Here is a 25,047-nt window from a genome sequence, read left to right as displayed (position 1 = left end):
GTGGAAGCGGGCGCTGACGGGCGCTGCGGCTTGTAGTGCCTAGAGGTGGGCGCCCAGGTCCATCTCGTAATCGCTGGCAGAGCGCGTGAAGACGCCCGTACTCGTGCGAGCGAGCAGGAACGGACGCACCAGCGCCTGGTGGTTGACGGTACGGTCCACCGGCTTGCCCGTCTTACGCGCGCGGCGCTCCATCTCGCCCTGCTCCACCAGCGACTGCACGCCGCGACGGCCCACCTCGTACCCCAGGGGCACCACCGTCGTCAGCGACACGCCGCCCGTCCACGCGAGCGGGTTTCCGTCGCCGCCTGCCACCATGATGTCGTCCGGCACCGAGAGACCCGCGGACTGTATGCCGGTGATGGCGCCCGTGGCCAAGGCGTCGGTGAGCGCGATCACGAAGTCGGGGCGCTCGTCCACCGGACGCTTGGCAAGGCGGCGGCCGATCTCGTACCCGTCGTGCGCGCGGTCCCAGGTGCCTTCGTCCAAGAACTCAAAGCGGACTGAGGGATTGTCCTCTGCCACCGCTCCGATTCCGGCGGCTCGCTGCGCCCTGCGGATGGTCTCGGCCTTGCCGAACACCGCCACGTGGTGGGCGCCGCGCTCGATGGCGTGCTCGGCGATGAGGCGACCCTGCGCCCCGTTGTCAGCCGCCGCGAACCAACCGGGCTCATCGCTCTGAATGCCCAGGTAGACGATGGGAATGTTGGCGTCTCCAGTGACGGGGGCCGCGGGCGGGCGCCAATCGCGCTCGGCGAGCGGCTGGACCAGGATGCCCGCCACCTGCATGCCGGCGAACAGGCGCGCGTAGCGGTCGCTGCGGGCATCATCGTCGTCAGCGTTGGCGATGAGCAGATCGTAGCCGTGGCGCAGCGCCTCGGCTTCCGCCCCGCTCGAAATCTGCAACGAGAACCCGTGACCGAGACGGGGAAGCACGAGTCCGAAAATGCGCTGCTGGCCGCCGGCGAGCAGGCGGGCGCTCTGGTTGGGCGCGTAGCCCAGGCGATCCATAGCGTCGCGCACGAGCCGCATGGTGGCGGGCTTGACCTTCTCGGGATGATTGAGCACGTTGGACACGGTGCCGAGCGCCACCCCCGCCTCGCGAGCCACGTCCTGAATGGTGACCTTTGCCACAGGTAGCCTCCCCTGCTCGACCGTTTGCCATTGATGCGCTTCAATTGCGCTGGGATTCTACCACAGGGATTCAGTTGTGAGCTTCGTGTTCCGCGAGGTTGCCCGGTCTCCGGCGCCGACGACGCTGGCTGCGCAGGTCGCGCTGTCTGCGTTGTCGCGCTGGCTGCGCGGCTTCCGGCGGTTGCTAAGCAGTCCTGCCACTCACGGGGCGGTTGCTAAGCAGTCCCGCCACCAGAAGGCGGTTGCTAAGCATATCTGCCACGAAGAGCCCGTTTTAGCGCCCTTGGAGGCAAATCTGCTTAGCAAATGTATCTAGGTGGTCAGTTTGCTTAGCAACGTCCCTCTGGGTGGTCAGTTTGCTTAGCAACGTCCCCCTGGGTGGAGAGTCTGCTTAGCAACGTCCCCGGCATTCTGAGACCCCGGCACGCAGCGGCCTCATCCGGCCAACGGCTGCCCTACTCACCCAAGGCCCCGAACCGCGACTCAAGGGCGGGTATCAGCTCGTTCAGCGATGGAAGCACCTCGGTTGCCAAGCCCCGCACCTCGTCCGTGGGCGCAATGAGATCCGGAACGAAGTAGACGGCCATACCAGCCGTGTGACCAGCGCGAGCACCGTTTGGTGAGTCCTCCACCACGGCGCATTCCTCGGGCGCGGCCCCGGCGCGACTCGCCGCGAGCAAGAAAATGTCCGGAGCGGGTTTGCCGTGCTCGCACTCGTCGCCCGTGGTGATGGAATCGAGCTGGCCGTTCAACCCCGCAAGGTCCAAGCTGCGGAGCGCCGCGGGGCGTACGGTCGAAGTCGCCAGTGCGCGATGAATCCCCAGGGCCTTCAAGTCCGCAAGCACCTTGCGTGCGCCCGCCTTGGGCTCGAGCTCTGTCGGCGCCAACTCGTTCACGCGGATGTCGGACGAGCGCTCGAGCAGGCGGTTGGCCAGCTCTTCGCTACCCACCGCTTCCACGAGCAGCGCCTTGACGGGCGCCGGCTGCAGTCCGGTAAACGTAACGAGCAGGTCGTCGGTGATGACATCGCTGCAACCGAGCTCCTGGGCCGCCTGATGCCAGGCCCTGCGCCCGAGTCGCTCGCTATCGATCAGCGTGCCGTCCATGTCGAAGATGACCGCCTTGAGCATATCCGCTCCCCTTCCCCGTTCGTATCCGGAATCGCGTCGGCTGGAGCCGCATCAGCCGCGATGCACAAACGCCGTCATTATGCCGCAAGAAGATGGCCCGCGCGCCGCCGATTGGTGCGGGCAATGGGTACCATGACCGGGCTGATACCACAGGGGGAGGATCATGGACCACAACGAGAAGCTCTTGGAACTCGAGCAGCTCCTGCGTTCGTACGGCCGCGTAGCGCTCGGCTTTTCCGGCGGCGTGGACAGCACGTTTCTCGCACGCGTGCTCAGCCGCTGCATGCCGGAAGACGCCCTGCTCGTGCACCTGACCACGCCGCTCATCGGCACACCCGAACAAATCTCGTTCCAAGCGCAGCGAGACACCTTCGGCCTACCCGTTCTAGAACTGAAGGTTAATCCGCTCGACGCGCCCGAGGTTGCCGCGAACCCCACCGACCGCTGCTATCACTGCAAGCACCTGGGCTTTGGGCGCATCGTGGCGGAGGCGACGGCACGCGGCTACAACACCGTCATCGACGGCAGCAATGCCGATGACGCGGGGGATTATCGGCCCGGCATGCGCGCGGTGGACGAGCTCGGCGTGCGCTCCCCGCTCCTGGAAGCAGGCTGGCATAAGAATGAGGAGCGCGAGCTGCTGCGCTCCTGGGATATCCCCGTGTGGAACATGCCGGCGGGCGCCTGCCTGGCCACGCGCATCCCATGCGGCGAGGCGCTTTCGCGCGAGAAGCTGGAGGTCGTCCGCGCGTGCGAGGACTACCTGCGTAGTTTGGGGCTTTGCCAGGTTCGCGTGCGGCTCGCGGACGGTGTAGCCCAGGTGACCGCCGCGCCCGAGGATCTCAAACGCCTGGAAGCACTTGGCGGCATGGCGCACATCATCCCCGAGCTTCGGGCCCACGGCGCCGAGCACATCAATCCCGAGGCCACGCCTTACGTCCACGGCGCAATGAACTAACAGAAAAGTGGTGCGACGGGGCCGCCCCAACGCACCACCATAGGTTTTACTTGCGATAACAGCCGCAGGGCCATTAGGCTCACTCTCGTCATGGTCCATAGCCAATCAGCGTCGCCGACACCGCCAGATGATCTAGCTCCCCCGGCCGCCCGTGCCCCATCGCGCCCATCATGCCGCGCCTCCCGACTCGGAGATGGATGTTCTCAAGGGGATGGTAGGCGCGCATGCGGACAAAAATACAACCAGTGGGTTAAAGTAGCCACAGGGAGATTATTCCATGATAGAGTATAACTAATGGTGTGAGGAAAAGGACGGGAGGGCATAAAATGAAGCCAAAATGCAGAATACTGAGTTTGCTGCTTGCAATCTGCTTTGTTATTGGGCTTATGCCCACAGCGGCGTTTGCGGCGGACGGCGACAAAACCATTATGCTGGGCACAAGCGGGATAAAAGACCCGTCCGCACACACCGACAGTAACGGTAAATTCTACATCCCAAACAGTTATATCTATTTCGGTAAAACGGAGAAACACCCATCAAATGGCGTGTTCTAGACGCGGACAAGGCAAATAACGGCAGCACAGCCGGAATGTTATTGCTGTCGGAACATCTGCTCGCAAAAGGTGTTCAGTTTGAAGCCGCACGGAATAGCGACGATGGTGATGGACAGACCGATCCGAATGAGTGGCAGCATAGCGACGCGCAAAAGTGGTGCCGCACTTTTGCAACCAATTCATCATACTTTTCCCTGACAGAGCAGGGCGCAATGCTGGGTGTGAAAAAGACGGACAATGAAGAGAGCAACTTATATTCTAATAACTGGGGCACAAGCAGCTTGACCTCAAACGATAAGATGTTTTTCCTGTCCGTCCGGGAACTTACGAATCTTGTTGGAAGTTATAGCAAAGCGCCGGGGCTGGCGGCGACATTTGTCGACGGCGGCCCCGCTGTGTGGTGGCTCCGCTCGCCTCACGCGGGCAGCACGAGCGTTGCGGGCGCGGTCGACCCCTATGGTATTGTGCTCTTCGGCATCGTAGACGCTGCCCGGGCTGCTCGCCCCGCTTTTAATATAGATCTGACATCTGTCCTCTTCACATCTGCCGTCGTAGGCGGCAAGCCGGACGGGCTGAATAAGGTTGGCGATTATAACGGCAACGACTGGAAACTGACACTGAAAGACAACAGCCGCAATTTCGCCGTTACAGGAACAACCGCCAGCGGCAAGCCCGGCGATACCATTACGCTGAAGTACACCGGGTCGACCACCGGCACAAATGAATATATCTCCGTCATCCTTGCGGACGAAAACGGCGCAAAGTATTACGGCAGAGTGGCGAAGCCGAGCGGAGAAAGCGGGACGGTAACCCTTACCATTCCAACCGGCCTTGCGCCCGGAAGCTATACCCTATATGTGTTCAGCGAGCAGTGCAACGGCGACTACAAGACCGACTACGCCAGCGAATTTGACCCTGTTACGCTTACTGTAACCAGAGATACCACCGCGCCCACGCTGACACCGGGCAGCACGATCCGCCAGAGCGAAACCGCCGCAACGGTGCAGTTTACCAGCAGTGAAGCGGGCAGCTATTATTATGCTGTTGTGGACAGCGACGCAGCCGAGTCGGAGATTACCACCACCGGGGCGGGAACTTCCTGTGCCAGCGGCGAGAATATCCTTTCTCTTGCGAACCTTTCGGGTGCGGGTGCAAAGGATATTTACATCGTGGCAAAGGACGCGGCGGGGAATGTGAGCGACGAACTGAAAATCGAAATACCCGCTTATGTCGCGCCCAGCTACGGCATCTCCGCTTCCCCGGCGACGTTGATCTTTGGCAGTAAAACGGTGGGTTATGAAACCGCGCCTAACATGCGGACGGTAAAGCTCACCGATACGGGCAACCAAGCTGTAACGGTAACTTTGCCGAGCAGCACGAACTATGCCATTACCGCGGGAGAGGGTTTTACCAATGGCACCGCTACCCTTGCAACAGATAACGGTACGGCGACCTTTACCGTCCAGCCGAACACCGGGCTTGGCGTGAAAGATTATGAGGAAACGCTCGCCATTTCCGGCAGTGATGGTGCCAGCGCACAGGTTGCCCTTTCCTTTTCCGTCGTTGAGGCAACGCCGGACACCTATACCCTTACCGTTGACTTAAACGGCGGCAGCGGCAGCACAACAGGTGGTGCATATGCCGAGGGCGCGGTTATCAATATCGACGCGGGAAGCCGCAGCAATTACCGCTTTGACGGGTGGACCTCCTCAAACGGCGGCAGCTTTGCCGACGCTTCCAGCGCAAGCACTACCTTTACCATGCCCGCAGCCGACACGACGATCACGGCAGCTTGGAGTTATATTGGCGGCAGCGGAAGTACAAAGGATCATGGCGACGTCAACCAAAACATGACAACCGGCCTACCTCAAACGGGCGACAGCACCCATACTGCGTTTTGGGGTTCCATGCTGTTATTCTCCCTTGCAGCCTGTATTGCATTGACAATCACCTTGAAGCGGCGAAAGGACCCCGACGAATAGACGCGGCTTACACAACCTTAATCCGTCTTTTGCGGGGCGCAGGGAATAAACGCCCGCGCCCCGCTTTTTTATCAACCTCCGCGCCAGATGCATCGCGCGAAAAAGGAAGGGTGCGGCGATTTCTCGCCGCACCCATAAGGCGCGCATGACGAGCGATTATCTGGGGCGGGAGCGAGGCTCCACGCCGTCCCGAAATGCCTCACCCCGAGCACGTACAGCCCAAGCTCTTCGTCGTAGAACATCGGCTCGTCGGTATGCGCCATGATGAAGCTTGGGTCTTGCACGACGCGCCAATTCCGTCTTCCGGAATAACAATTCCGGCATCCGCTAAAAGCTGAATCAGCTCAGAAAATGGTTTTAGATCAGATTGCGCCACAGACTCCCCAAGATGCAGAAGCCTCAATGATCCTCGATAATCTTGACTCACTTTACCCGATGCGAATAAGTGCTCAACAACATAGAACCTATTCCCCGATACGGATATGCCCTCGAACAAATCTGTTAAGCCGACCCTATCAACTTTGACGATTGGCTGTATTGGTCCATTTCGTCGTCCATCCCACTTCCGCTGGCTATCGCCTCGAAAACACAAACCTAACTAGTCGCACGAATGACAAAGAGGCCAAGAAAATAGAAGCAGAACCAAAACTTCAAAAACACTGGCATTGCAATTGCGTGCCCATCCCTCTACTGCCCACAAGAAAAACAACAGCCCCATCCATAACGTCATAGAAGAAATCCGCTTTGCATAAGCACGCGTATCAAGTCCGCTCTCTCTTTTTGTGACATCATATCCAGCAATTGAGCAGAGCCATCTCCCTCTTCTGTATTGGATTGAAAGGGCAATCAAGGCAATCGAAGTCATCAAACAGACAGCATTCTCTATATCCACAAGACCACCCCTGCTTTCCATTCTGGTTGCGCATTCACAATCGAATTGAACCAAATGGATATTACTCGATGGCAACCGCCTTCGAATAAACCATGGCCGCCGCAGCAGCATTAACGACCGCGCCGTAGTTGACACCAACTACGATGTCATAAACAGTCGAGTTCCTGCGCCACCACAAGCAGGTCCAACTCTACCGCCTGATGTACAACGACATCGAGCAGGACGAGGGCACGCCCATGTTCTGCAGCGACTTCGCCCGTCTGGGCCACGAGAGCATCGAGATTACCTACAAGACCTACTCGCACTTCCTACCGGGAGACGACGGCGGTTCTTCGGAGGACTGGGGCGAAAAAGCGGCCGTGCCGAAGGACATCTTCAGCCTGCTTCCCGCTGCTCGATTCTCATTTTTTGCCATGGTTAACTGCCACAATTCTGCCACAAGCCCCAAAACAGGCTGCCACAACAAGAAAAAGGCCAGCCGCATAAGCGACTGGCCTGCAAGTTCTTGGTCGCGGGGGCAGGATTTGAACCTACGACCTCCGGGTTATGAGCCCGGCGAGCTACCAGACTGCTCCACCCCGCAATGTCTGGGCGCATCTCATGCGCGAGATAGTATATTACGTTGGACGCGCGCAGAGCGCAACCGAATCGCAGCGTCTCCACAATTCGACGCATTACGGTTCACTGCATCCGCTTCACCGCTCCACTGGGGGCCTGCGAGCGCGCTTAGGCTCGCCCGCGCGAACAAATCTGCACGATAGTTTATCGGTTCAGGGTCCCTGCTTGAAAAAGTCAACGATACTTTATCGATTATCCAAGCGCTTCCTGAATAGAGGCGAATATCGCAGTTGCTTTACCTGCAGTTTCTAGGTCAGAGACCAGCGGGCTACTCGCAGCTCGCCTGAAAAGCGATAAAGTATCGCTCCCCTTTTTGCATTGGCCGGCAAAACCGATAAAGTATCGCGATGGTTCGCCCCCGGCACCGCCGACAGCACACCGGCAGGTCCCGAACGACGCCCCTACCGCTCCTCGCGGCTCTCAAGCGCCTTCTTCAACGCGTCGATGTCCGCAGCGGTGCGCTTCTGCTTGCCCCGCAGCATAGCGATGAACGCAAACAGCACGAGCCATATGCCCACATAAGCCACGAGCACGTACGGAGCAACCGGAAGGACGGTCGAGTAGACCTCGGAAAGAATGGCATCCATGCGTTAGTTCTCCTTCTTGGAATCGTCATCAGCCTCAGCCGCGGAAAGCTTCTCGCCCTGGGCGCGCAGGCGGGCCAGCGCCTCATCGGCCACGGCAACCTGACGCGAAGCGTCGCGCTCCTCGAGCCGCTCCTTTAGCTCTTCCACCACCACAGCCTGCTCGTTCACGCGAACCGCAAGCACGTAGATGGCGATGCACACCATCAGCATGCCGAACATGCCCAGCAGGAACGGAACGAGCATCATCGGCGGCAAACCGCTGTCGGTGCGGAACACCACAGGATGAATGGACGAAGGAATTACGCGAGTCACCATGAACGAGATGGGCGCGTCCACAAATGCCACGATGCCGAACACCGCGCAGAAGCGCGCGCGACGCTCCGGGTCGTCGATGGCGTTTCGCAGGATGAAGTAGGCCATCACGAGCAGCATCAGGATGAAGTACGTGGTCAGGCGCGGCTCCCACGTCCACCACACGTTCCAGTCAAGACGTGTCCAGATTACGCCGGAAACCATGGTTGCCAGCACGAACACGAACGTCACCTGCATGGCGGTGTGCGACTTAAGGTCGTGAGCGCGGTCCTTGGTCATCAGGAACCGCACGGCATGGAAACACGAGACGGCCATGGCGACGAACGACGCCACGGCGACCGGCACATGCAGGTAGAAGATCTTCTGGCTGAACAGCAGCTTGGTGGTCACCATATGTCCGGCGATCACCACGGGCTCATCGAGCACGGCTCCCTGCACGAGCGGCGAGAGCGTGAATGCCCACACGATGTCTGCGAGCGTGAGCAGTCCGCCCAGCACAAGCAGCACGGGCACGAGCTTATCGGCTTTGGAACGCACGATTATCCTTTCGTTCTTCAAGACGGGAAGGTAGTAGCCATTGTAGCGCGGAGCCTACGAATCAACGGCAAACTCGTAGAGCCCCCAGGCGGCTGCGATCATGATCACGTCGTACGCCGCGGCCACCGCGCACGAGGTCCAAAACGTGCCAAACGTTCCCTCCACACCCATAAACGCAACCGTCGTCGCGGAAACGCAAGCGTAGACCAGCGGGAATGCCACGGGAATGAAGAGAATGGCCAAGAGCACATCGCGGCCGCGCGTGTCGATGGTCATGGTCGAGAGCAGCGTGCCCACACCGGCAACGCCCACCGTACCGATGAGCAGCGGCAAAGCGATGTAGAACGTCGTTCCCGCCAGATCCGCGCCGGAAAGGAAAAACAGAAAGAAGAGCGGAAGCACGAGCACCTCGACGGCAACCAGGAAGATGAGGTTCGAGGTCGCCTTGGCCAGGAAGATGATCGCGCGGTCCACCGGTGCGAGCAGAATGCCCTCTAGGCAGCCGGACTCCGTCTCGTGGCTGAAGCTCCGGTTGAGTCCCAGCAGGCTCGTGAAGATGATGAGCGCCCACAGCAGCCCGCCCGCAAACGAGACCACCTGGATCTTATCGCCCACCTGCGAAAGCGCGGCGCCGTAAATGGTGAGCACCAGCAGCGCGTACACCGCCATGGAGGTGAGCATCTCGCGCGTGCGAATCTCCTGCCGCAGATCCTTCAACAGCAGGGCGCGGTACTGGGCGAGCGAAGACAGCCCCTTCGGCCGCGCGGAGTCAACGATTCTCATCTACGCCACCCCCATGCCGACGGTTGCCAGGTACAGGTCCTTGAACGCGGCGGCATCGATGCCCTGCTTCTCCGCGCAGACCACCACCTGGCCGCGCGCAAGGATGAGCGCGTGGCTGCACAGCGCGTAGCCCTTAGCGAGATCGTGGCTCACCATGATGAACGTGCGGTTGCAGCCGTCTTCGCGCACGCGGCCGATGAGCCGGTCGAAGAGCTCGGCGGCGTGCGGGTCAAGGCCGGAGTACGGCTCGTCGAGCAGCACCAAGTCGGGATCGTTCACCAGCGCGCGGGCGATGGAGAGGCGCTGCTGCATGCCGCGCGAGTAGGTTCGCACAGGGTCGTTGCGACGGTGATCGAGCTCCACCAACCGCAGCAGCTCGTCGATGCGGGCCTGATCCGGCTCGCCATAGAGCGAGGCGAAGAATTCCAGATTCTCGTGGGCGGTCAGATCGCCGTAGAGCATGGACTTGTGCGAGATGAGCCCGATGCGCGAGCGCAGGACATCCGGCTCCTCGAGCGCGTCCACGCCGAGGATATGCAGCTCGCCGCGGGTGGGACGGGCGAGCAGGGCGAGCTGACGAAGAAGCGTCGTCTTGCCGGCGCCGTTGGGGCCAAAGATGGAGAGGAAGGACCCACGGGGAAGCGCAAGGTCCACGCCGTCTAGGGCGCGGCGGTCGCCGAACTGCTTGACGAGCCCGTGCGCCTCAACCGCGGGACCGACGGCGTCACGCACGAGCATCGGCAACTCCAGCGCCGGCAGCTGCCGCGGCGTCCTCCGCCGCGGCGTGCGCCGCGCGCGCGGCATCCGCAGCACGCAGCGCGGCCTCGGCCAGCGACGCCTCCTCGGCCATCATGGCATCGAGTTCCTCGGGCGCGTGGACCACACCGCCAAACGGATCGAGCATCTCGAGCTCCCTTTCCTCAAGTCAAACGGGGCCAATCGAACCCGGCCAGCAAGCCGGGCCGGTCGGCCCCGCAATCTCATATGCCTAGGACTTCTTCCTCGGACGCGCCCGGCGCTTGGTGCGCACCTGCGCACGCTCGGCCCGAACGGCCTCTTCCTCAGCCGCCTCAACGCGAACGCGCTCATCGGCCGCCAGCAGCGGCGTGGCACGACGCGGCGCAAACGCCAGCACGATACCCAGCACGGCGACGCCGCCGCCGATCCAGTTGAGTAGGATGAGCGGGTTCACCTTCACGTGAACGGAAAGCGAGCCGTCGGCGTTCAGACCCTGGAAGGCCACGAACAGGTCCTCGCCCGGGAACGTGAGCACGCCGGCGTGCAGGGTCTGCTGACCGGTGTTGGTGGCGCTCACCTCAAGCGAGGGCTTGAGCGTGCCGAGTTCCTTGCCCGAGGCATCCGTCACCTTGAGCGTGATCTCCTTGAGCTTGTTGTTGCCGGTGGTGGAGTACTCGCGCCCGTCCTCGTACGTCAGGGTGTAGGCACCCACCTGGCCGCTCTCCCCAGCCGTGGCGGTGAGGTTGAGCGTCTGCTCGCGCACGTACATGCTCGAGCCCACCAGGCCCACCAGCACGATCGCCACACTCAGGTGCGTAAGATAGCCACCGGCCTGCGCGGGGGACCGACGGAACAGGTTGACCAGGGCAGCAAGCGCGTTCTCGCCCTTGTTGCGACGACGCGCGCCCACGCCGCGCGCAAGCAGGTACGCCGAGCTGGCAAAGAGCAGCGACGCGGCGGCAAAGGCCACCACGGTGAGCGCGAAGTAGTAGATGCGCGGGCCCTGCTCGGTGAGCGTGGTCGCCGCGTCTCCGCCGGCCGCCACGATGGCGTCGTACTCGGGTGCGAGCTTCGTCACAAAGAGCACCATGAGCGCAACGAACAGCACCGCGCCCAGAATCGCCGGCACGCGCATGTTGCGGGCGAACTTGGCACCGTCGGTCTTGCGCCAACCAAGCATGGGGCACACGGCCATGAGCAGGCAGAACAGCGTGCCAACGGGACGCGCCACCGCGTTGAAGGCACCCGCAGCCACCACGGACCCGCCAAGCGGCATCCAGCTGGGCAGCGCGCTCGAGACGGTCAGGTAGGCGCAGAGCACCGCAGCCACGATCATCACCAGGTTGGTGATGAAGTAAGAGCCGTTCTTGGAGAAGAGCGACTCGATCTGGTCGTCGTCCTCGCCGAACTCGGCGTTGCGGTAAAGCAGGCCGATGAGGAACGCGAGCGCCGCGACCACCATGATCGCCAGGAAGAGGTAGGTGGAGACCTGGTCCTGGGCAAAGGCGTGCACGGACTGCACCAGACCGGAACGGGTGATGAACGTGCCGAGCACCACGAAGATGAAGGTGATGGTCGCGGCGAACATGCTCCACCGGCGGAAGATGCCATGCTTGCGGTACATCGTGAAGCTGTGGATCATCGCCACCGCGGTGAGCCAGCTGAAGAGACTCGCGTTCTCCACGGCGTCCCAGCCCCAGAAGCCGCCCCAGCCGAGCACCACGTAGGCCCACACGGCGCCGAGCGACATGCCGATGGTCAGGAAGATGAAGCTGAAAATAGCCAGGCGGTCGGCGAGCTCAACCCAACGAGCGGAAAGGTCGCCCGTGATGATCGCCGCCATGGCGTAGGCAAAGGGCAGGGCGCATCCGGCATAGCCGATGAACGTTGCAGGCGGATGCAGGATCATCGCCCAGTGCATGAGCAGCGGGTTCATGCCGCCCACCCGCTGCGCCAGCGTGCCATCGGCGTTCAGGTACTCCGAGGCCGTGGGCATGAAGGGGTTATTGGAATCCGAGAAGACGAGCGTGCAGAGGAAGAGCGCGACGATGACCTCGGTCACGCCGAGGGCCACGGAAGAGAGGTCGTCCGTCACGTGCATGCGCTTCCACGCGACCACGGCGGCATAGAGCGAGATGAGCCACGTCCACAGCAGCAGCGATCCCTGGCGCCCGGCCCACACGGCGGAGACCAGGTAGAGCGGCTTGAGCGCGCTCGTAGTGCTCGGATAATTGGAGACCACGTACGCGATGCTGTAGTTCTCCGTAAGGAAGCAGACGAGGATGAGCCCCAGGCACGCCGTCAGCGCGATGGCGTTGCCGAACACCATCAAGTAGCCGGCGTTGACCAGCCCCTCATGGTGGCCGCGCGCGCCCGCAACGAGCGAGATGGCCGCGATCGCCGACACGATCAGCGCCACGACCTGCAAAACATTACCTATGGTAGAGATCATCAGGTTGATTTCCTTTCCCTATCGCGTGCCGCACCAAAGTCGCCGGTCCGTTTGCCCGCGCATCGCAGCGGATGCCCTACGTTCAGTCCTCGCGAGACCGGCAAACGACTTCGTCGCTCGCTCAGTTCGCTGTGGAGTGTCGCTTCGGGCATGCGCTGCGACGCGCGGGCGAACGGACCTGACGGGCTATTCCTTCACAGATGAGTCGATGCTCGGCTGCTCGCTGGCATGGAAGTTGCCGTCCGAGTCGAGCTGTCCGGCGATGACGAGCGCGGTGCCATCCTTGATGTTGTCGTCCAAGCCGCCGTCGTAGACGACGTTCATCTTCTCGCCCTGGCTTTCGATGGTGAAGCGGTAATCCGCATCGGCGCCGTTGATCTGGCCGCGCACGTAGCCGCAGACCTTCACGTCGGCCCCGGTGAGCGTGCTCGCCTGGTCCTTCAGGCCCTTCACCGTGAGCGAACCCTCGGCGCTCTCGTACTTGGAGGGACACTTGGTCACCATCTCGGAGGCATCGAGCGTGCCGTTGGTTACCGTGCCGGTGCAGATGGCCACCACGCCGGCACCGAACGTTGCCGGCAGCGCACCCGAGTAGCTCACCGCGAGCTGCTGCGAGGCGTCACCGTCTTCGGGCTGGATCTTGAACTCGGCCGTCGAGCCTTTGGCGCTCACCGAATCGGCCACCACGGAGCCCGTCACCTGGACCTTCTTGCCCTCGTAGTCACCGCTCAAAACGTCGGAGATGGAAAGGGACGATGCGGCACCGCCGGAGCCGGCAACCGCAACGATCACAAGCATGGCGATAACGATGATGCCGCCCACAACGATCAGGCGACGCTTGGCTTTCTTGTTCATGAGTACGAGCTCCTCCTTCTCTGGACGAGGCGGGAAATCCGCGCGTCACAGATAGGTGACAGTATACAATGGCCGCAGGCAGATGCCGTGAAATGTAAGTAATTGAGAACCATTCTGGAGAAATCGTCATGCTGCTTGCCATAGACCTGGGAAACACCCAGACCGCGATCGGCCTCTTTAACGGCAGCGAGCTCGTGCAGTCGTGGCGGATGCCCACCGACCACACCTTCACCAAGGACGAGCTGCACGTGCGGCTCCTCGGTTACTTCCAGATGTATGGGATCTCGCTCGCGCAGGTGAGCGCCCTGGCGTTTGCGGGCGTGGTGCCGCAGCTCCTGCGCGAGTGGCGCGGGGTGGCGGTACAGCTGGGCGTCCCCTTCGTGCAGGTTGGGTCCGATACGGCCGCGGTCACGAAGGTGGATGCGCCCCATCCCGCCGAGGTGGGCGCGGACCGCATCGCCAACGCGGTGGCCGCCGCGGAGCTCTACGGGGCGCCGAGCATCGTGGTCGATTTCGGCACCGCCACCAACCTCGACGTGGTGGATGCGCGCGGCTACTACATCGGCGGCGCCATCGCCCCCGGCATCGGAATCTCCATGGACGCCCTCTCCTCGCGCGCGGCAAAGCTTGCGAGCGTGCCGATGGAGGTGCCCGCGCACGCCATCGGGCGGAACACGGTCGAAGCCGTGCAGGTTGGCATCGTCATGGGAACCGCCGCCATGGCCGAGGGCCTGGTCGGGCGCATCCGGCGCGAGCTGGGTGAGACCGGGCGCAACGCGCAGGTCATCGCCACGGGCGGCCTTGCCGGCGTGGTAGCAAACTGCACCGAGGTCTTCGACCACGTGGACCAGCAGCTCACGCTCCAGGGCATTCGCCTCATCTGGGAACGGATGCAGGAATAGGTACGGCAGATCCGTTGACGAGGGGCGCCGCGAGGCTTCCCCCGCGCTGCCCCTCCAGGCTAGCCGGCCGGTCTAGAGCGTACCGAGCTCGCCGATCACGTGGCCGTAGCGCTCCTCCGGCTCCTTCACGTCCACACCCTCAAAGCGGAAGAACCGCGCCGGGTTGTGCATGAGGTCCTCGAGCGGCACGAGCACGAAGTCGCGCTCACCCAAGCCGGGATGCGGGAGCTGCAGCTTGTCACCGCCGTGAACCTCGCCGTCCATCCAGATGAGGTCGCAGTCGATCACGCGCGGCCCGTTGGGACGCGTCCCCCGGCCGCGCTTGCGGCCCAGGCGCTTCTCAACGTTCAGCAGCTCGTCCAAAAGGATCAGCGGGGCCAGCTCCGTCTTGATTTCGATCACCGCGTTGGCGAACGGCTCCTGACGCTGCTCGTAGGCGGGCTCGCTCTCGTAGATGCGCGAGCAGCTTGAAACGCAGGTCATGGGGATCTCGGCGATGAGCTGCTTGGCGGCGCGGATGTTATCCACCCGCTGGCCCATGTTGGAACCGAGCGCCACGAACGCGCGACGCGGCTGCGGGCGGGCGATGGCCCAATACCCGTTCAGGAACTGCGCGAACCCCGACACGTTGTGCACGCGCACCACGTTGGCACCCAGCTGGATGGCCCCCAGGCACACGCCGAAGGTGGCCGCGTCGCGTTTGGCAGCCTGCTCCACGCCGGAGATGGCGCCCACGAAACGCTTGCGCGAAACGGCGCACATGAGCGGATAGCCGAGCGAGGCCAGCTTGGCGGTCTCGCGCTGAATGACGATATCCTCGTTGGCGTCCTTGCCAAAACCAGGACCCGGATCGATGCAAATGCGGCTGCGATCCACCCCGGCATGCACGAGCGAGCGCGCCTGGTCGGAGAGGAAGCCCATCACGCGACGCATGATGGGAGCGGAATCCGGCAGCGTGAAGCGCCGGAGCTGCGAGGTCGGCACGGTCGCGGCATCGCGACGCGCGGAACGGGCCATGATGCTCGCCAGCTCGTCCTTCGGCATGGCGCGCTCGTCCTGGGCAACCAGAGCGTCGGCGGTGAGCTCGATCTCGGCGGAAACCTGATCGGGGGTCTTGCTGAAGGAGCCAGCCTCCGCGGTCGCGGCGATAGCGTCATCGACAGCTTCAGCGGCCTCTGACCCATTGGGCGCTGGCATGTCGGCAAACGGCAGCGGCGGCTGCACTGCCCCGCCCGCAAGCTTGCGCTCACCCGCCGGGGCGATACGGCTCTTGCCCAAGCGACCCTTGGGAGCCGTGCCCTCCTCCACCTCGCGGGCGCGCTCGGCCGCAAAGGCCGCGGCCGAGGTGTCGAGCTGCACGGCGGTGTGCCGACGCGGCGCCTCGCCCTCGAGCGGGTCGCCCGCGTGCATGACGATGAGGCCGCAGGTGCTGTTCTTCACGAACTCGACCATCTTGGGGTCGGTGAAGCCCGTCACGTCGTTCACGATGCTCGCGCCCACGCGCACCGCGGCCTTGGCCACGTCCACGTGACGCGTGTCGATGGAGACGATGGCACCCTTCTGCACGAGCGCTCGCACCACGGGCAGCACGCGCTTGGCCTCGACATCGGCCGAAACGGGCGTGAAGCCAGGCCGCGTGGACTCGCCGCCCACGTCGATGATATCCGCGCCCTCGTCCAGCATCTTCAGTCCATGGGCGATAGCGACGTCCTTGTCCAGGTGCTCGCCGCCATCGGAAAAGGAGTCGGGTGTGACGTTCAGCACTCCCATGATGCGCGGACGGTCGAACTTGAGCTCGAACTTGCCGCAGCGCCAGGTTTTGGTGTCGTTCGCCATGGAGGTCCTTTCGCATTTGTGCAATCTTACTCATTGTAGCCGCAGGACGAGCACGCAACACGGCGGGCACAAAGAGAGCGGAAGGCCGAAGCCCAAACTGAAGCCGCAGACGGGTGCCATGGGCTACCATAGGCTGCGATTCGTCGCCCCCGCGGGCGCTACGCACCGTATCTAAAGGAGAAGCATGTCGAATACCTATACGTTCGCTTCGTGGAACGTCAACGGGCTGCGCGCCGTCATGAAGAAGGAGCCAAGCTTTGCCGAGGTGGCCGCGGAGCTTGACGCCGACGTCCTCGCCCTGCAGGAGACCAAGCTGCAAGAGGGCCAGGTGGAGGTCGATCTTCCCGGCTACACGCAGACCTGGAGCTACGCCGAGCGCAAGGGATACTCGGGCACGGCGGTGTTCAGCCGCGAGACTCCGATCTCGGTGCGCCATGCCGACAGCGTGCTGGAATTTGCAAGCGATGACGCGCGCGACCTGGTGGCCGCGGCGGCTACCGAGGGCCGCGTCTGCGCCCTGGAGTTCGACCGCTTCTGGTTCGTAGACGTCTACACGCCCAACGCGCAGAACGAGCTCGCCCGCATCGACGTGCGCATGGCCTGGGACGACGCCTACCGCGGCTTTTTGCGCGGTTTGGAGAAGGAGACGGACAAGCCTATCGTCACCTGCGGCGACTTCAACGTGGCGCACAACGAGATCGACCTCAAGAATCCCAAGAGCAACGCCGGCAACGCCGGGTTCTCGGACGAGGAGCGCGGTAAGTTCGGTGAGCTGCTCGATGCGGGCTACACGGACACGTTCCGCTCGCTGCACCCGGACGAGACGGGCGCCTACAGCTGGTGGAGCTACCGCTTCAACGCGCGGAAGAACAACGCGGGCTGGCGCATCGACTACTTTTTGGTGAGCGATTCGATTGCGAGCGCCGTGAAGAGCGCGGGCATTCGGAGCGACATCTTCGGCAGTGACCACTGCCCCGTCACGTTGGAGATCGAGCTGTAGCTCGGCTACCTGTCGGGCCCGCGTGTGGGCGGAGTCCGGTGCCGGGCATATGATCCCGTGCTCAAACAGCGGCTTCGCCGAACTGCGCGCGGGAGCATAGGCCCGGCACCGGACTCCGCCCACACGCGGGCCCTTCGCTCGCTGCGCTCGAAGGGGAGGAGAGTCGGGGTTGGAGCCAACCGGGGCTAACGCAGGGCGGTCGATGCCCTGGGTTACTCCCCTGCCAGGAGCTTCTCGGCCGCTTCCACGTCTTCGTCGGCGCCCATGAGGGCAAGGCAGTCACCGGGGCAGAGTTTGGCGTCAGGGTCTACGAGGGGCAGGACCTGACCGTCGTGGCGGAAAGCCACCACGCTGGCGCCCGTGCGGGCGCGCAGGTCGATCTCGGCGAGGGTGCGGCCGGCCGCCTCGCCCGCGTCCTCCACGCGCACCCAGCGGATGTCCGCGTCGGCCAAACCCGCCACCAAGCGCTCGATGGCGCGTGAACGCTTGACGCGGGCGTCCTCGCCCATGGCCTCGTAGCCGCTCTCGCGCAAATCGTTCACGTAGCCCTGAATCTGGCGCGGACGATAGCCCAGGTCGAGCAGGGTGTGGCGCATGAGCTCGATGCCGCCTTCCAGCTGCGGGCGCACCACCTCGGCCACACCTGCCGCCGCGAGGTCGCGAACACCGTCCTCGGTTTCCGCACGACCGATGATCGTGAGGTTCGGGTTCACGGCGCGCGCGTCGTGGGCGATCTTCTCGGCCGAGGACTCACCGCTCGTGGTGATGACCAGCAGCTTGGCGTGTTCCAAGCTCGCGTGCTTGAGAATCTCGGAATTGGCGGCGTCGCCCATCAGTACCTCGAGCCCTGCGGCCTCCGCCTCCTCGGCGCTGTCCAGATCGCGCTCAACCACCAGGCAGGGAACGTCCAGATCCGCAAGGACGTCCGCCACGCAGCCGCCCGCTTGGCCGTAGCCCACCACGACCACGTGACCCTCCATACCCTCGGCCGGCGGCTCGAACTGCGTCGCATGGCGCTCGTAGAGCCCCACGAGTCGCGGATGGCGTCGCATGGCGCGCTCGAGCGGCGCCACGCCCTTGAACACAAAGGAGTTCAGTGCGATGGACACCACGGCGCCGCCCAGAATCAGGCTGTACTGGTCGGCCGAGAGCACGCCCAGCGCCATGCCCGTCTGACCGATGAGGAACGAGAACTCGCCGATCTGCGAGAGACCGGCGCCGATGGTCAGGCTTTCGCGCAGACCGGCGGAGAGCAGCACGCCTAGCACCATGTTGATGAGCCACTTACCCACCATGATGAGCGCCACGAGCATGGCGAGCTCGGGCAGGTGCGCCGCCAGCACGAACGGATTGACCATCATGCCCACGCTCGCGAAGAAGATGATAGAAAAGAGGTCTTGAAAGGGAATGGCCTCAGCCGCCACGCGATGGCTGAGCTTGGAACCGGAAACCACCACGCCCGCCAAGAAGGCGCCAAGCGCCACGGAGAGGTCGAAAAGCGCCGACGCGAGCATCGCCGTACCCAGTGCGATGACCACTACCGCGAGCTGGAAGAGCTCGCGAGGGCAGAAGCGCGCGATACGGGCAAGCAGCCAGGGGAGCACGCGCGAGCCCACCACGAGCATGAGCGCCACGAAGGCCATGGTCTTGCCGAGCGCGAGGCCCAGCTCCGCCGCCAGCTCCACGCCGGAAATCTCCCCCGGACCAAACACCACGGGAAGCACGACCAAGATGAGGACCGTCGCCAGATCCTCCACGATGAGCCAGCCCGTTGCGATGCGGCCACCCTGCGTCTGGTAGAGGCCGGCGTCCGTGAGGTTCTTGATGAGCACCACGGTCGAGGCGATAGACACGGAAAGGCCGAGCATCACGCCGGCGGCGGGCTCCCAGCCAAACGCTATGGCGAGGCCGTAGCCCGCGCAGGTACCAGCTGCGATCTGCAACACAGCGCCGGGAACCGCCACGCCCTTAACCTCGAAAAGATCCTTTAAGGAAAAGTGCAGGCCCGTGCCGAACATCATGAACATGACGCCGATCTCGGAAAGCTGGCTCATGGCATCGGAATCGCCGATAAAGCCGGGCGTGAACGGACCCACCACCAGGCCGCCGACCAGATAGCCCACGATGGGCGGAAGGCGCAGGGCGCGGGCGACGAGGCCGCCGGCAAAGGCGGCGACGAGCGCCAGGACAAACGTCATGAGCAGGATGGTATCTCCGTGCATGGAACCTCCGATGGGGGGTGGCATGGTCGAACGCGTCACGCGTCAATCTGAATCCCGTTTATCCTACCCGCGAGCAGACGTTCTAGGCAATGAGACTCGGAAGGGGTGCGCCGCACAATCGGACAAACCCGACGGCCCACTGGACGCTGGGCGCTGGGCGCTGATTGTTGGGCAGTTGCTAAGCACATCTGCCACCGAGAGGGGCGTTGCTAAGCAGTTCTTCCGGGAAGAGGGCGGTTGCTAAGCAGCTCTTCCGGGAAGAGGGCGGTTGCTAAGCAGCTATGCCACCAACTGGGAGTTGCTAAGCACATCTGCCATCAAGGGGCGAAAAACAGCCCATTCGTGGACGATTTGCTTAGCAAGCTTCCCTTCGCGGTCAATCTGCTTTGCAACCGCCCCCTTCGAGGTGGTTCTGCTTAGCAACCTTCTCTTCGTGGAAAGCGTGCTTAGCAACCGCCCACCCTTCGTGGACTGTATGCTTAGCAACCGCCCCTTCCCGGAAGAGCTGCTTAGCAACTGCCCGCCCTTCCCGGACGACCTGCTTAGCAACTGCCTGGACACAGGTCCAGGACTTGGCACAGGTCCAGCCGCGGGTCCGAACCCTGACCGCGATGACGTCCGAGCAGCCGCACAGTCAGCTCCGAAGGCCGTACTTGCGGACCACTCGGGCGATGCGGCGCGTCCACGGCACGTAGAGCACGGCGAGAAACGCGCTCGTCGCCACACCGTGCAGCACGTCGAACGGCAGGGCCGAGGCGAGCCTCGCCACCGCGCCCGCCGCAGTCAGCGGCTGTACGAAACCGATGATGTCGTACGCGTTGATGATCGCGCCGAAAATCAACCCGGACGCCGAGCCAAAAACCAGCAGCGCGGACAGGTGCACCGACCCGTCCCGGCGCGCAAAGGCGCCGGCGTCGGCGAGCACGCCGCCCAGATACCCCACCAGGCCCCAGGCGTACATCTGCCAGGGCGTCCACATGCCCTGGCCAAAGAAGAAGTTGCTCGTGAGCGCCGCCAGCGCGCCGACCATGAACCCGTTTCTCCTGCCCAGCGTCGCACCCGCGATGATGGCGATGGCCGAGACGGGCTTGAGGTCGGGCACGGACGCGAACAGGATGCGTCCGGCGGCGGCGATCGACGCCAGCACGAGCGTGGGCATGATCTGCCTGAGCGCCGGACGCCCCGCCTCGTACCCGGCAAAGAAGAGCAGCAGCACCAACGCCACCACGAGCAACATAAATCCAGCAGCGTTCGGCACCCCGAGCAACAGCATCGCCGTCATCACCAAAGGTACCGCCAGCAGCAAAGGAACCTCGAGCGCATCGAGGAACCCACGGCACAGCCGCGCGCGCAAGCGGACCGCGCCACCTGCGCCGGAAGCGTTAGGGTCGGTAGTACACATTGCCGCGGAAGAACTCCTCTCGAGGTGCCGTGCACGCGATCTCGCCGTCGAACACCATGGAAACGTCGTCGGCAACCTGGCTCACAAAGTCGAGGTCGTGCGTAGCCACCACCATCGTGACGCCGGCGTCCCCCTGCTCCCGCAACAGCTGCGCGATGGCACGACGCGCGGGCAGGTCGAGGCCCTTCGTCGGCTCGTCGAGCAACAGCAAGCGCGGCTTGGTGAGCAAGAGTTTGCCGAGCGCGAGCAGCTGCTGCTGACCCCCGGACAGATCGTAGGGATGAAGCGCCGCGCATGCCCCGAGCCCGAGCGCATCGAGCATCTCGTTCGCCTCGCGCTGACCGTACCCCGCAGCAGACGCCCACTCCATGAGCTCCGCATCTACCGTTTCCTCGGCAAAGAGCGCATGGGGGTCCTGAGGCAGCAGCGCGCGAGCCCGCTCCGCACAGACAAGCTTGCCCAGATCCAGGCGGCGCACCCCCGCCATGAGCGAGAGCAGCGTGGACTTGCCGCATCCGTTGCCGCCCACGAGCGCGTGGATGCGCCCGGCACGCACGGAAAGGTCGAGATTCCGAAGCACCCAATCGTCGCCGCGATCGTAGCGAAACCACGCCCGGCGCAGCTCCACGGCCACTCGGCCGGCGCCTGCACCTTCCTCCCCCGCAGCGGGCACCCGCGGCAGCAGCGCCGCGCGCTCGCGCAGGGCCTCCAGGTCGTCCACCCGCGTCAACGCGCCCCCGGACAGCCGGAACGCGCAGGTCGCGTAATCGACCATCGCCCGCGGCTGATGCGTCGCCACGACCACCGTGCACCCCAGCTCACGGTTCACACGGAAGAGCGCGTGCAGGAAGTTCTTCTCAGCAATGGGATCGAGCTGCGCCGTCGGCTCGTCGAGCAGCAGGATGCGCGGCTGCACGGCAAGCGTGGACGCCAGCGCCAGCAGCTGCTTGCGCCCGCCCGAAAGCGTGTCCACATCGTGCCGGAACCAGTCCTCCATGCCGAGGAAGTAGCTGGTCTCGGCCACGCGGCGCCGCATGGCGCCCTGCTCCATCCCCAGGTTTTCCAGGCAGAACGCCATCTCATGCCACACGCTCTCGCACACGAGCTGGTTGTCGGGGTTCTGAAACACGTAGCCGATGGCGCGCGCGGACTGAGCAGGCGTATAGTCCGACACCGGCCGGCCAAGCACGAGCAGGCGTCCCTCGCGCTCGCCCGTCGGTGCGATCTCTGGCTTCAACAGCGAGAGCAAGGTGGACTTGCCGCTGCCGGTACCACCCACGAGCAGGGCGAACGATCCCTCGGGAACCTCCCAGGAAAGACTGTTCAGCACGGGAGCCTCGGCACCCGGATAGGTGAACGAGAGATCCTCGACCTCGAGAGCGGGTAGACAGGGGACGGTCGAGGCCGCCGCATCTGCCCGAGTGAAATCGACGTGAGCGCTCACGAGAACCTCCTTTCGGCACGTACGAGCAACAGGGTGGGAAGCAGCATCCAAAGAGCGATGGGCGCGTACCCCCACCAGGCGAGGAGCTGGCTCATCCGAGGGTAGAACGAGAACTGCGCCGTGGCTGCGTACCCGAGCAGGCAGCAAACCGTGCCCGCTACCAGCAGCGCCGCAAGCGACAGACCATCCCGAGCCGTAAAGCGGAAACGCGTGTAGGTGCTCCGACGCACGCGGGCCTCCCATCCCCGCGCCCGCATGGCGTCCGCCGTCTCGAGCGAATCCTCCATGGTCCACCCCATGAGCACGCTCGACGCGCGGAGCCGGCCCCGCAAGCGCTCGGCCGCCGTCATCTCGCGCGGTTGAGACGCGCGCTGCACCGCGAGGATCGTGCGGCCTTGCCGCACAAAGCGCGGAATCAGCCGCATGCACATGGAGACCATGAGCGCCGTGGTCGGCATCGCGTTTCCCAGCAGCGCCATCACCCGGTCGAACGAGAGCATGCGCGAACCCGCTTGGAACCACAGCACGCTCGCGATGAACAAACCTCCCATGGCAGCGCCGAAGCAGAGGCTCTCCGCGTACACCGAGCAACCCCCCAGCCGAAACAGCTCCGTGGAGCCCGAGGCCGAGAACAGCGGATTCAACCCCGCGATCAGGAGCACGACGGGCAGCTGCCAGCGCAGGGAGCCCACGCACCGTCTCCACCCCACCGTGCGCGCACCGTACAGAAACGCGCCCGCAAGCGACAGCAGAATGAGCACGGGCTGCAGGCAGAACATCGTCATGCCCAGGGTCAGGACCAGGTAGACGGCCGGCACCACGGGGTGCGCGGTATCGAAGGCGGCGTGGCGGACGGATTCGCTCATGGGCGCCGACCCCTGCCGCGCCGATCCGCTGCCGAACCATCATGCTCGCGCCGCCACTCGTCCAGACCCTCGTCGCGCGCCGCCCGGCCGCCCCGGTTGCGGATGTACGCGTAGGCACCGAACCCCAACGCGAACACCAGGGCGCCCGCACCCAAGCTGGTGCCCGTAGGCAAGCTGATGCCGGTAAGGGCCCCGCCCAGCGTATCGAGACCGGTCGCCCCGCCCACATCCGTGGCAACGGCATGGTCCTCGTCGGGCGCGAGCGCCACCACGCGAACCCCGGTATTCGCGCTGACGTCCGGCCCGCCATCGGCCGCAACGTAGAACACCACGCCACTCCGGTCCGCCAGGAGCGTCGACGCGGCAGGGTCCGCGTCCGAAGCTGCCGCCTGCGCAGGAACATGGAGCATATCAATCTTGGGCTTCGCTCCGTCCCCCGTCAGGTCGCCCGCCGCATAGCGAGCGCGAACAAGCGTCCCGCGGGCATCGAGCATGAGCACGTCCGCGCACGCCTCCGCCGCGCGCTCGCCATAGGCGGTTGCGAGCTGGCACGCCTCATGTGCGGTATCGAACCCTGAAAACTGCACCGCCCCGGCAAGCTGCAAACCCTCATCCGGCCGAGCGGGCAGGAGCAGGCGGGCAACCGCCACGTCGCCGGAGCCGTCCGACGCCACCGCAACGAGCTGCGCCTGACCGCCCAGGAACACGGGATCCGCAAGCGCGGCACCGGCGTCCAGATCGAGCGAGGTCAGCACCTGGTACGACTCAGCAGCCACGTCTGCCGAAGCAACGCCCGCCCGCAAGCGGCCGGCCGCCACATCGAACGCCGTAAACAGAAACGGCGGGGCACTTGCCAACCCATTTGGAATCTGCGCTACGCGCACCTGCGCCACGCCGTCGCCTGAGAGGTCGAACACCGACTCCGCCACATCGCCCTCATCGCCCGACCCGAGCCCGCTTCCAGCTTCCTCATGCAGAAACCGCAGCATAGACACACCGTCAGACAGCAGGAGCGCCCCTTGGCACTCAAAGAGCGCGGGCGAGGCAAACGGTACCGCGGCACCTTCGGCGGGCAGCGCCACCTCGTAGCGCCGAGACCAGCGCACGCTGCCGTCCAGCGCGGAGAGCGACACCAGGGCAACGGTGCGCACGCCGTCCGCGTCGGCCGAGAACGCCACCGCAACGGCATCGTCATCCCCCACCACCTGAGTGGTCGCATCCCACACAGCGGCACCGGAAGGCAGTGCCATGGGCTCGCTTTGCCAGATGCGCTTGAGGTCCTCGTCCAGCACGACCACGCTGCCATCGCACAGCGGCACCGCCAAAACGGCATCGACAAACGCCGCGCCGCCCACCCCGGCCACCGCAGCGCCAAGATCGATCGACGCGAGCGAGACGCCATCCGCCGCATCAGGCCCAGCAACCGTGCTATATGCAGCAATCCCCTGACGAGCGGCAACGTACAGCCAGGTTGCCTGGCCCCGCTGCCGCAACGCGAGCAACCGCGTCTCCCTATCAGCGGCAAGCGCCCATGCGGTCTTTTCCAGCACCGGCGCAGACACCGGCACCGCCCCCGGCACCACGCTCATCGCAGCCGTGCTGGCATACCCCCGCCACGCCGTATAGCTCTCCGAGAAAGCCGCTTGCGCATCCGTCAACGCGACATCCCTCGGGCGAGCGCCCTCCGATCGAGACCCGCTCTCACCCGAACGCCCCGCACAGCCCGCCAAGGGCATCAACCCGGCCGCCGCGACCAGCCCCAGCGCTTCACGCCGAGAAACCGTCATCGTATCAGCCACGTCAGCCCCCTTCTCTTTCACGCGAGCGGAACCGAACGAACAAGCCC

At 64.1% G+C, this 25,047-nt stretch carries 19 protein-coding genes and 1 tRNA gene; 4 read left to right on the top strand and 16 right to left on the bottom strand.

Features of this window, described 5'->3' with window-relative positions; genetic code table 11:
- Nucleotides 1-39: 39 nt before the first annotated feature.
- Both GDJ97_RS03240 and GDJ97_RS03235 read right to left on the bottom strand, forming a co-directional pair.
- Nucleotides 40-1,131: a LacI family DNA-binding transcriptional regulator gene (locus GDJ97_RS03240; RefSeq protein WP_152069765.1), complete on the bottom strand. Its 1,092-nt coding sequence runs from the start codon at nucleotides 1,129-1,131 to the stop codon at nucleotides 40-42.
- Between the two features lie 455 nt (nucleotides 1,132-1,586).
- Complete coding sequence (locus tag GDJ97_RS03235; protein WP_152069764.1) at nucleotides 1,587-2,261, bottom strand: HAD family phosphatase; 675 nt, start codon at nucleotides 2,259-2,261, stop codon at nucleotides 1,587-1,589.
- A 163-nt stretch (nucleotides 2,262-2,424) separates the two neighbouring features.
- Between GDJ97_RS03235 and larE the strand changes: the two genes are divergently transcribed.
- The gene (gene larE / locus GDJ97_RS03230; protein ID WP_152069763.1) at nucleotides 2,425-3,219 is read left to right on the top strand and encodes an ATP-dependent sacrificial sulfur transferase LarE; all 795 of its coding nucleotides are present in this window, start codon (nucleotides 2,425-2,427) and stop codon (nucleotides 3,217-3,219) included.
- Between the two features lie 589 nt (nucleotides 3,220-3,808).
- Entirely contained in the window at nucleotides 3,809-5,755 is a 1,947-nt protein-coding gene (locus GDJ97_RS03225) for a DUF6273 domain-containing protein (protein ID WP_152069762.1), read from the top strand.
- A 1,398-nt stretch (nucleotides 5,756-7,153) separates the two neighbouring features.
- Here GDJ97_RS03225 and GDJ97_RS03220 read toward each other — a convergent pair.
- The 8 genes from GDJ97_RS03220 to GDJ97_RS03185 form a co-directional block, all read right to left on the bottom strand.
- Nucleotides 7,154-7,230 (bottom strand) — tRNA-Met (locus GDJ97_RS03220).
- Between the two features lie 436 nt (nucleotides 7,231-7,666).
- Nucleotides 7,667-7,852 carry a hypothetical protein gene (locus GDJ97_RS03215; RefSeq protein ID WP_152069761.1) on the bottom strand — a complete coding sequence of 62 codons (186 nt, stop codon included), beginning with the start codon at nucleotides 7,850-7,852 and terminating at the stop codon, nucleotides 7,667-7,669.
- 3 nt (nucleotides 7,853-7,855) lie between these two features.
- Nucleotides 7,856-8,701, bottom strand: coding sequence for a cytochrome c biogenesis protein CcsA (gene ccsA, locus GDJ97_RS03210; protein ID WP_226808764.1), 846 nt, complete (start codon nucleotides 8,699-8,701; stop codon nucleotides 7,856-7,858).
- Between the two features lie 54 nt (nucleotides 8,702-8,755).
- Entirely contained in the window at nucleotides 8,756-9,484 is a 729-nt protein-coding gene (locus tag GDJ97_RS03205; protein WP_152069759.1) for a heme exporter protein CcmB, read from the bottom strand.
- A complete protein-coding gene (locus GDJ97_RS03200; protein WP_193221291.1) occupies nucleotides 9,485-10,222 on the bottom strand; it encodes an ABC transporter ATP-binding protein in 738 nt (245 codons plus the stop codon).
- Nucleotides 10,209-10,388: a hypothetical protein gene (locus GDJ97_RS03195; protein WP_152069758.1), complete on the bottom strand. Its 180-nt coding sequence runs from the start codon at nucleotides 10,386-10,388 to the stop codon at nucleotides 10,209-10,211. Before GDJ97_RS03195 ends, GDJ97_RS03200 begins: the two co-directional genes overlap by 14 nt.
- A gap of 84 nt (nucleotides 10,389-10,472) precedes the next feature.
- A complete protein-coding gene (locus GDJ97_RS03190) occupies nucleotides 10,473-12,674 on the bottom strand; it encodes a heme lyase CcmF/NrfE family subunit (RefSeq protein WP_152069757.1) in 2,202 nt (733 codons plus the stop codon).
- A 186-nt stretch (nucleotides 12,675-12,860) separates the two neighbouring features.
- Nucleotides 12,861-13,529 carry a cytochrome c maturation protein CcmE gene (locus GDJ97_RS03185; RefSeq protein ID WP_152069756.1) on the bottom strand — a complete coding sequence of 223 codons (669 nt, stop codon included), beginning with the start codon at nucleotides 13,527-13,529 and terminating at the stop codon, nucleotides 12,861-12,863.
- 128 nt (nucleotides 13,530-13,657) lie between these two features.
- Here GDJ97_RS03185 and GDJ97_RS03180 point away from each other — a divergent pair, with 128 nt between their 5' ends.
- Nucleotides 13,658-14,431, top strand: coding sequence for a type III pantothenate kinase (locus GDJ97_RS03180; protein ID WP_152069755.1), 774 nt, complete (start codon nucleotides 13,658-13,660; stop codon nucleotides 14,429-14,431).
- Nucleotides 14,432-14,503: 72 nt separating this feature from the next.
- Here GDJ97_RS03180 and folP read toward each other — a convergent pair whose 3' ends face one another.
- Nucleotides 14,504-16,267 (bottom strand): dihydropteroate synthase, encoded by a 1,764-nt coding sequence (folP, locus tag GDJ97_RS03175; protein WP_152069754.1) that lies wholly within the window; start codon nucleotides 16,265-16,267, stop codon nucleotides 14,504-14,506.
- A 184-nt stretch (nucleotides 16,268-16,451) separates the two neighbouring features.
- Between folP and GDJ97_RS03170 the strand changes: the two genes are divergently transcribed.
- On the top strand, nucleotides 16,452-17,267 hold the full coding sequence (locus GDJ97_RS03170; protein ID WP_152069753.1) for an exodeoxyribonuclease III: 816 nt from the start codon (nucleotides 16,452-16,454) through the stop codon (nucleotides 17,265-17,267).
- A gap of 212 nt (nucleotides 17,268-17,479) precedes the next feature.
- On the opposite strand, the gene GDJ97_RS03165 is transcribed toward GDJ97_RS03170, so the two are convergent.
- From GDJ97_RS03165 to GDJ97_RS03150, 5 genes are all read right to left on the bottom strand, one after another.
- A complete protein-coding gene (locus tag GDJ97_RS03165; protein WP_152069752.1) occupies nucleotides 17,480-19,489 on the bottom strand; it encodes a cation:proton antiporter in 2,010 nt (669 codons plus the stop codon).
- 634 nt (nucleotides 19,490-20,123) lie between these two features.
- Complete coding sequence (locus GDJ97_RS03160) at nucleotides 20,124-20,891, bottom strand: DUF6580 family putative transport protein (RefSeq protein WP_226808763.1); 768 nt, start codon at nucleotides 20,889-20,891, stop codon at nucleotides 20,124-20,126.
- Nucleotides 20,872-22,335 carry an ABC transporter ATP-binding protein gene (locus GDJ97_RS03155; RefSeq protein WP_226808762.1) on the bottom strand — a complete coding sequence of 488 codons (1,464 nt, stop codon included), beginning with the start codon at nucleotides 22,333-22,335 and terminating at the stop codon, nucleotides 20,872-20,874. Before GDJ97_RS03155 ends, GDJ97_RS03160 begins: the two co-directional genes overlap by 20 nt.
- Nucleotides 22,332-23,201, bottom strand: a complete 870-nt coding sequence (locus tag GDJ97_RS09530) for an energy-coupling factor transporter transmembrane protein EcfT (RefSeq protein ID WP_226808761.1) — start codon at nucleotides 23,199-23,201, stop codon at nucleotides 22,332-22,334. Before GDJ97_RS09530 ends, GDJ97_RS03155 begins: the two co-directional genes overlap by 4 nt.
- Nucleotides 23,198-24,859 carry a hypothetical protein gene (locus GDJ97_RS03150; protein WP_152069750.1) on the bottom strand — a complete coding sequence of 554 codons (1,662 nt, stop codon included), beginning with the start codon at nucleotides 24,857-24,859 and terminating at the stop codon, nucleotides 23,198-23,200. The genes GDJ97_RS09530 and GDJ97_RS03150 overlap by 4 nt, the downstream gene beginning before the upstream one ends.
- Nucleotides 24,860-25,047 lie beyond the last annotated feature (188 nt).

This window comes from Collinsella sp. AK_207A (assembly GCF_902501965.1).
Classification (GTDB): Bacteria; Actinomycetota; Coriobacteriia; order Coriobacteriales; family Coriobacteriaceae; genus Collinsella.
Note: the sequence above shows the minus strand (reverse complement) of the source record. Positions and strands in the feature narration are given on the sequence as shown.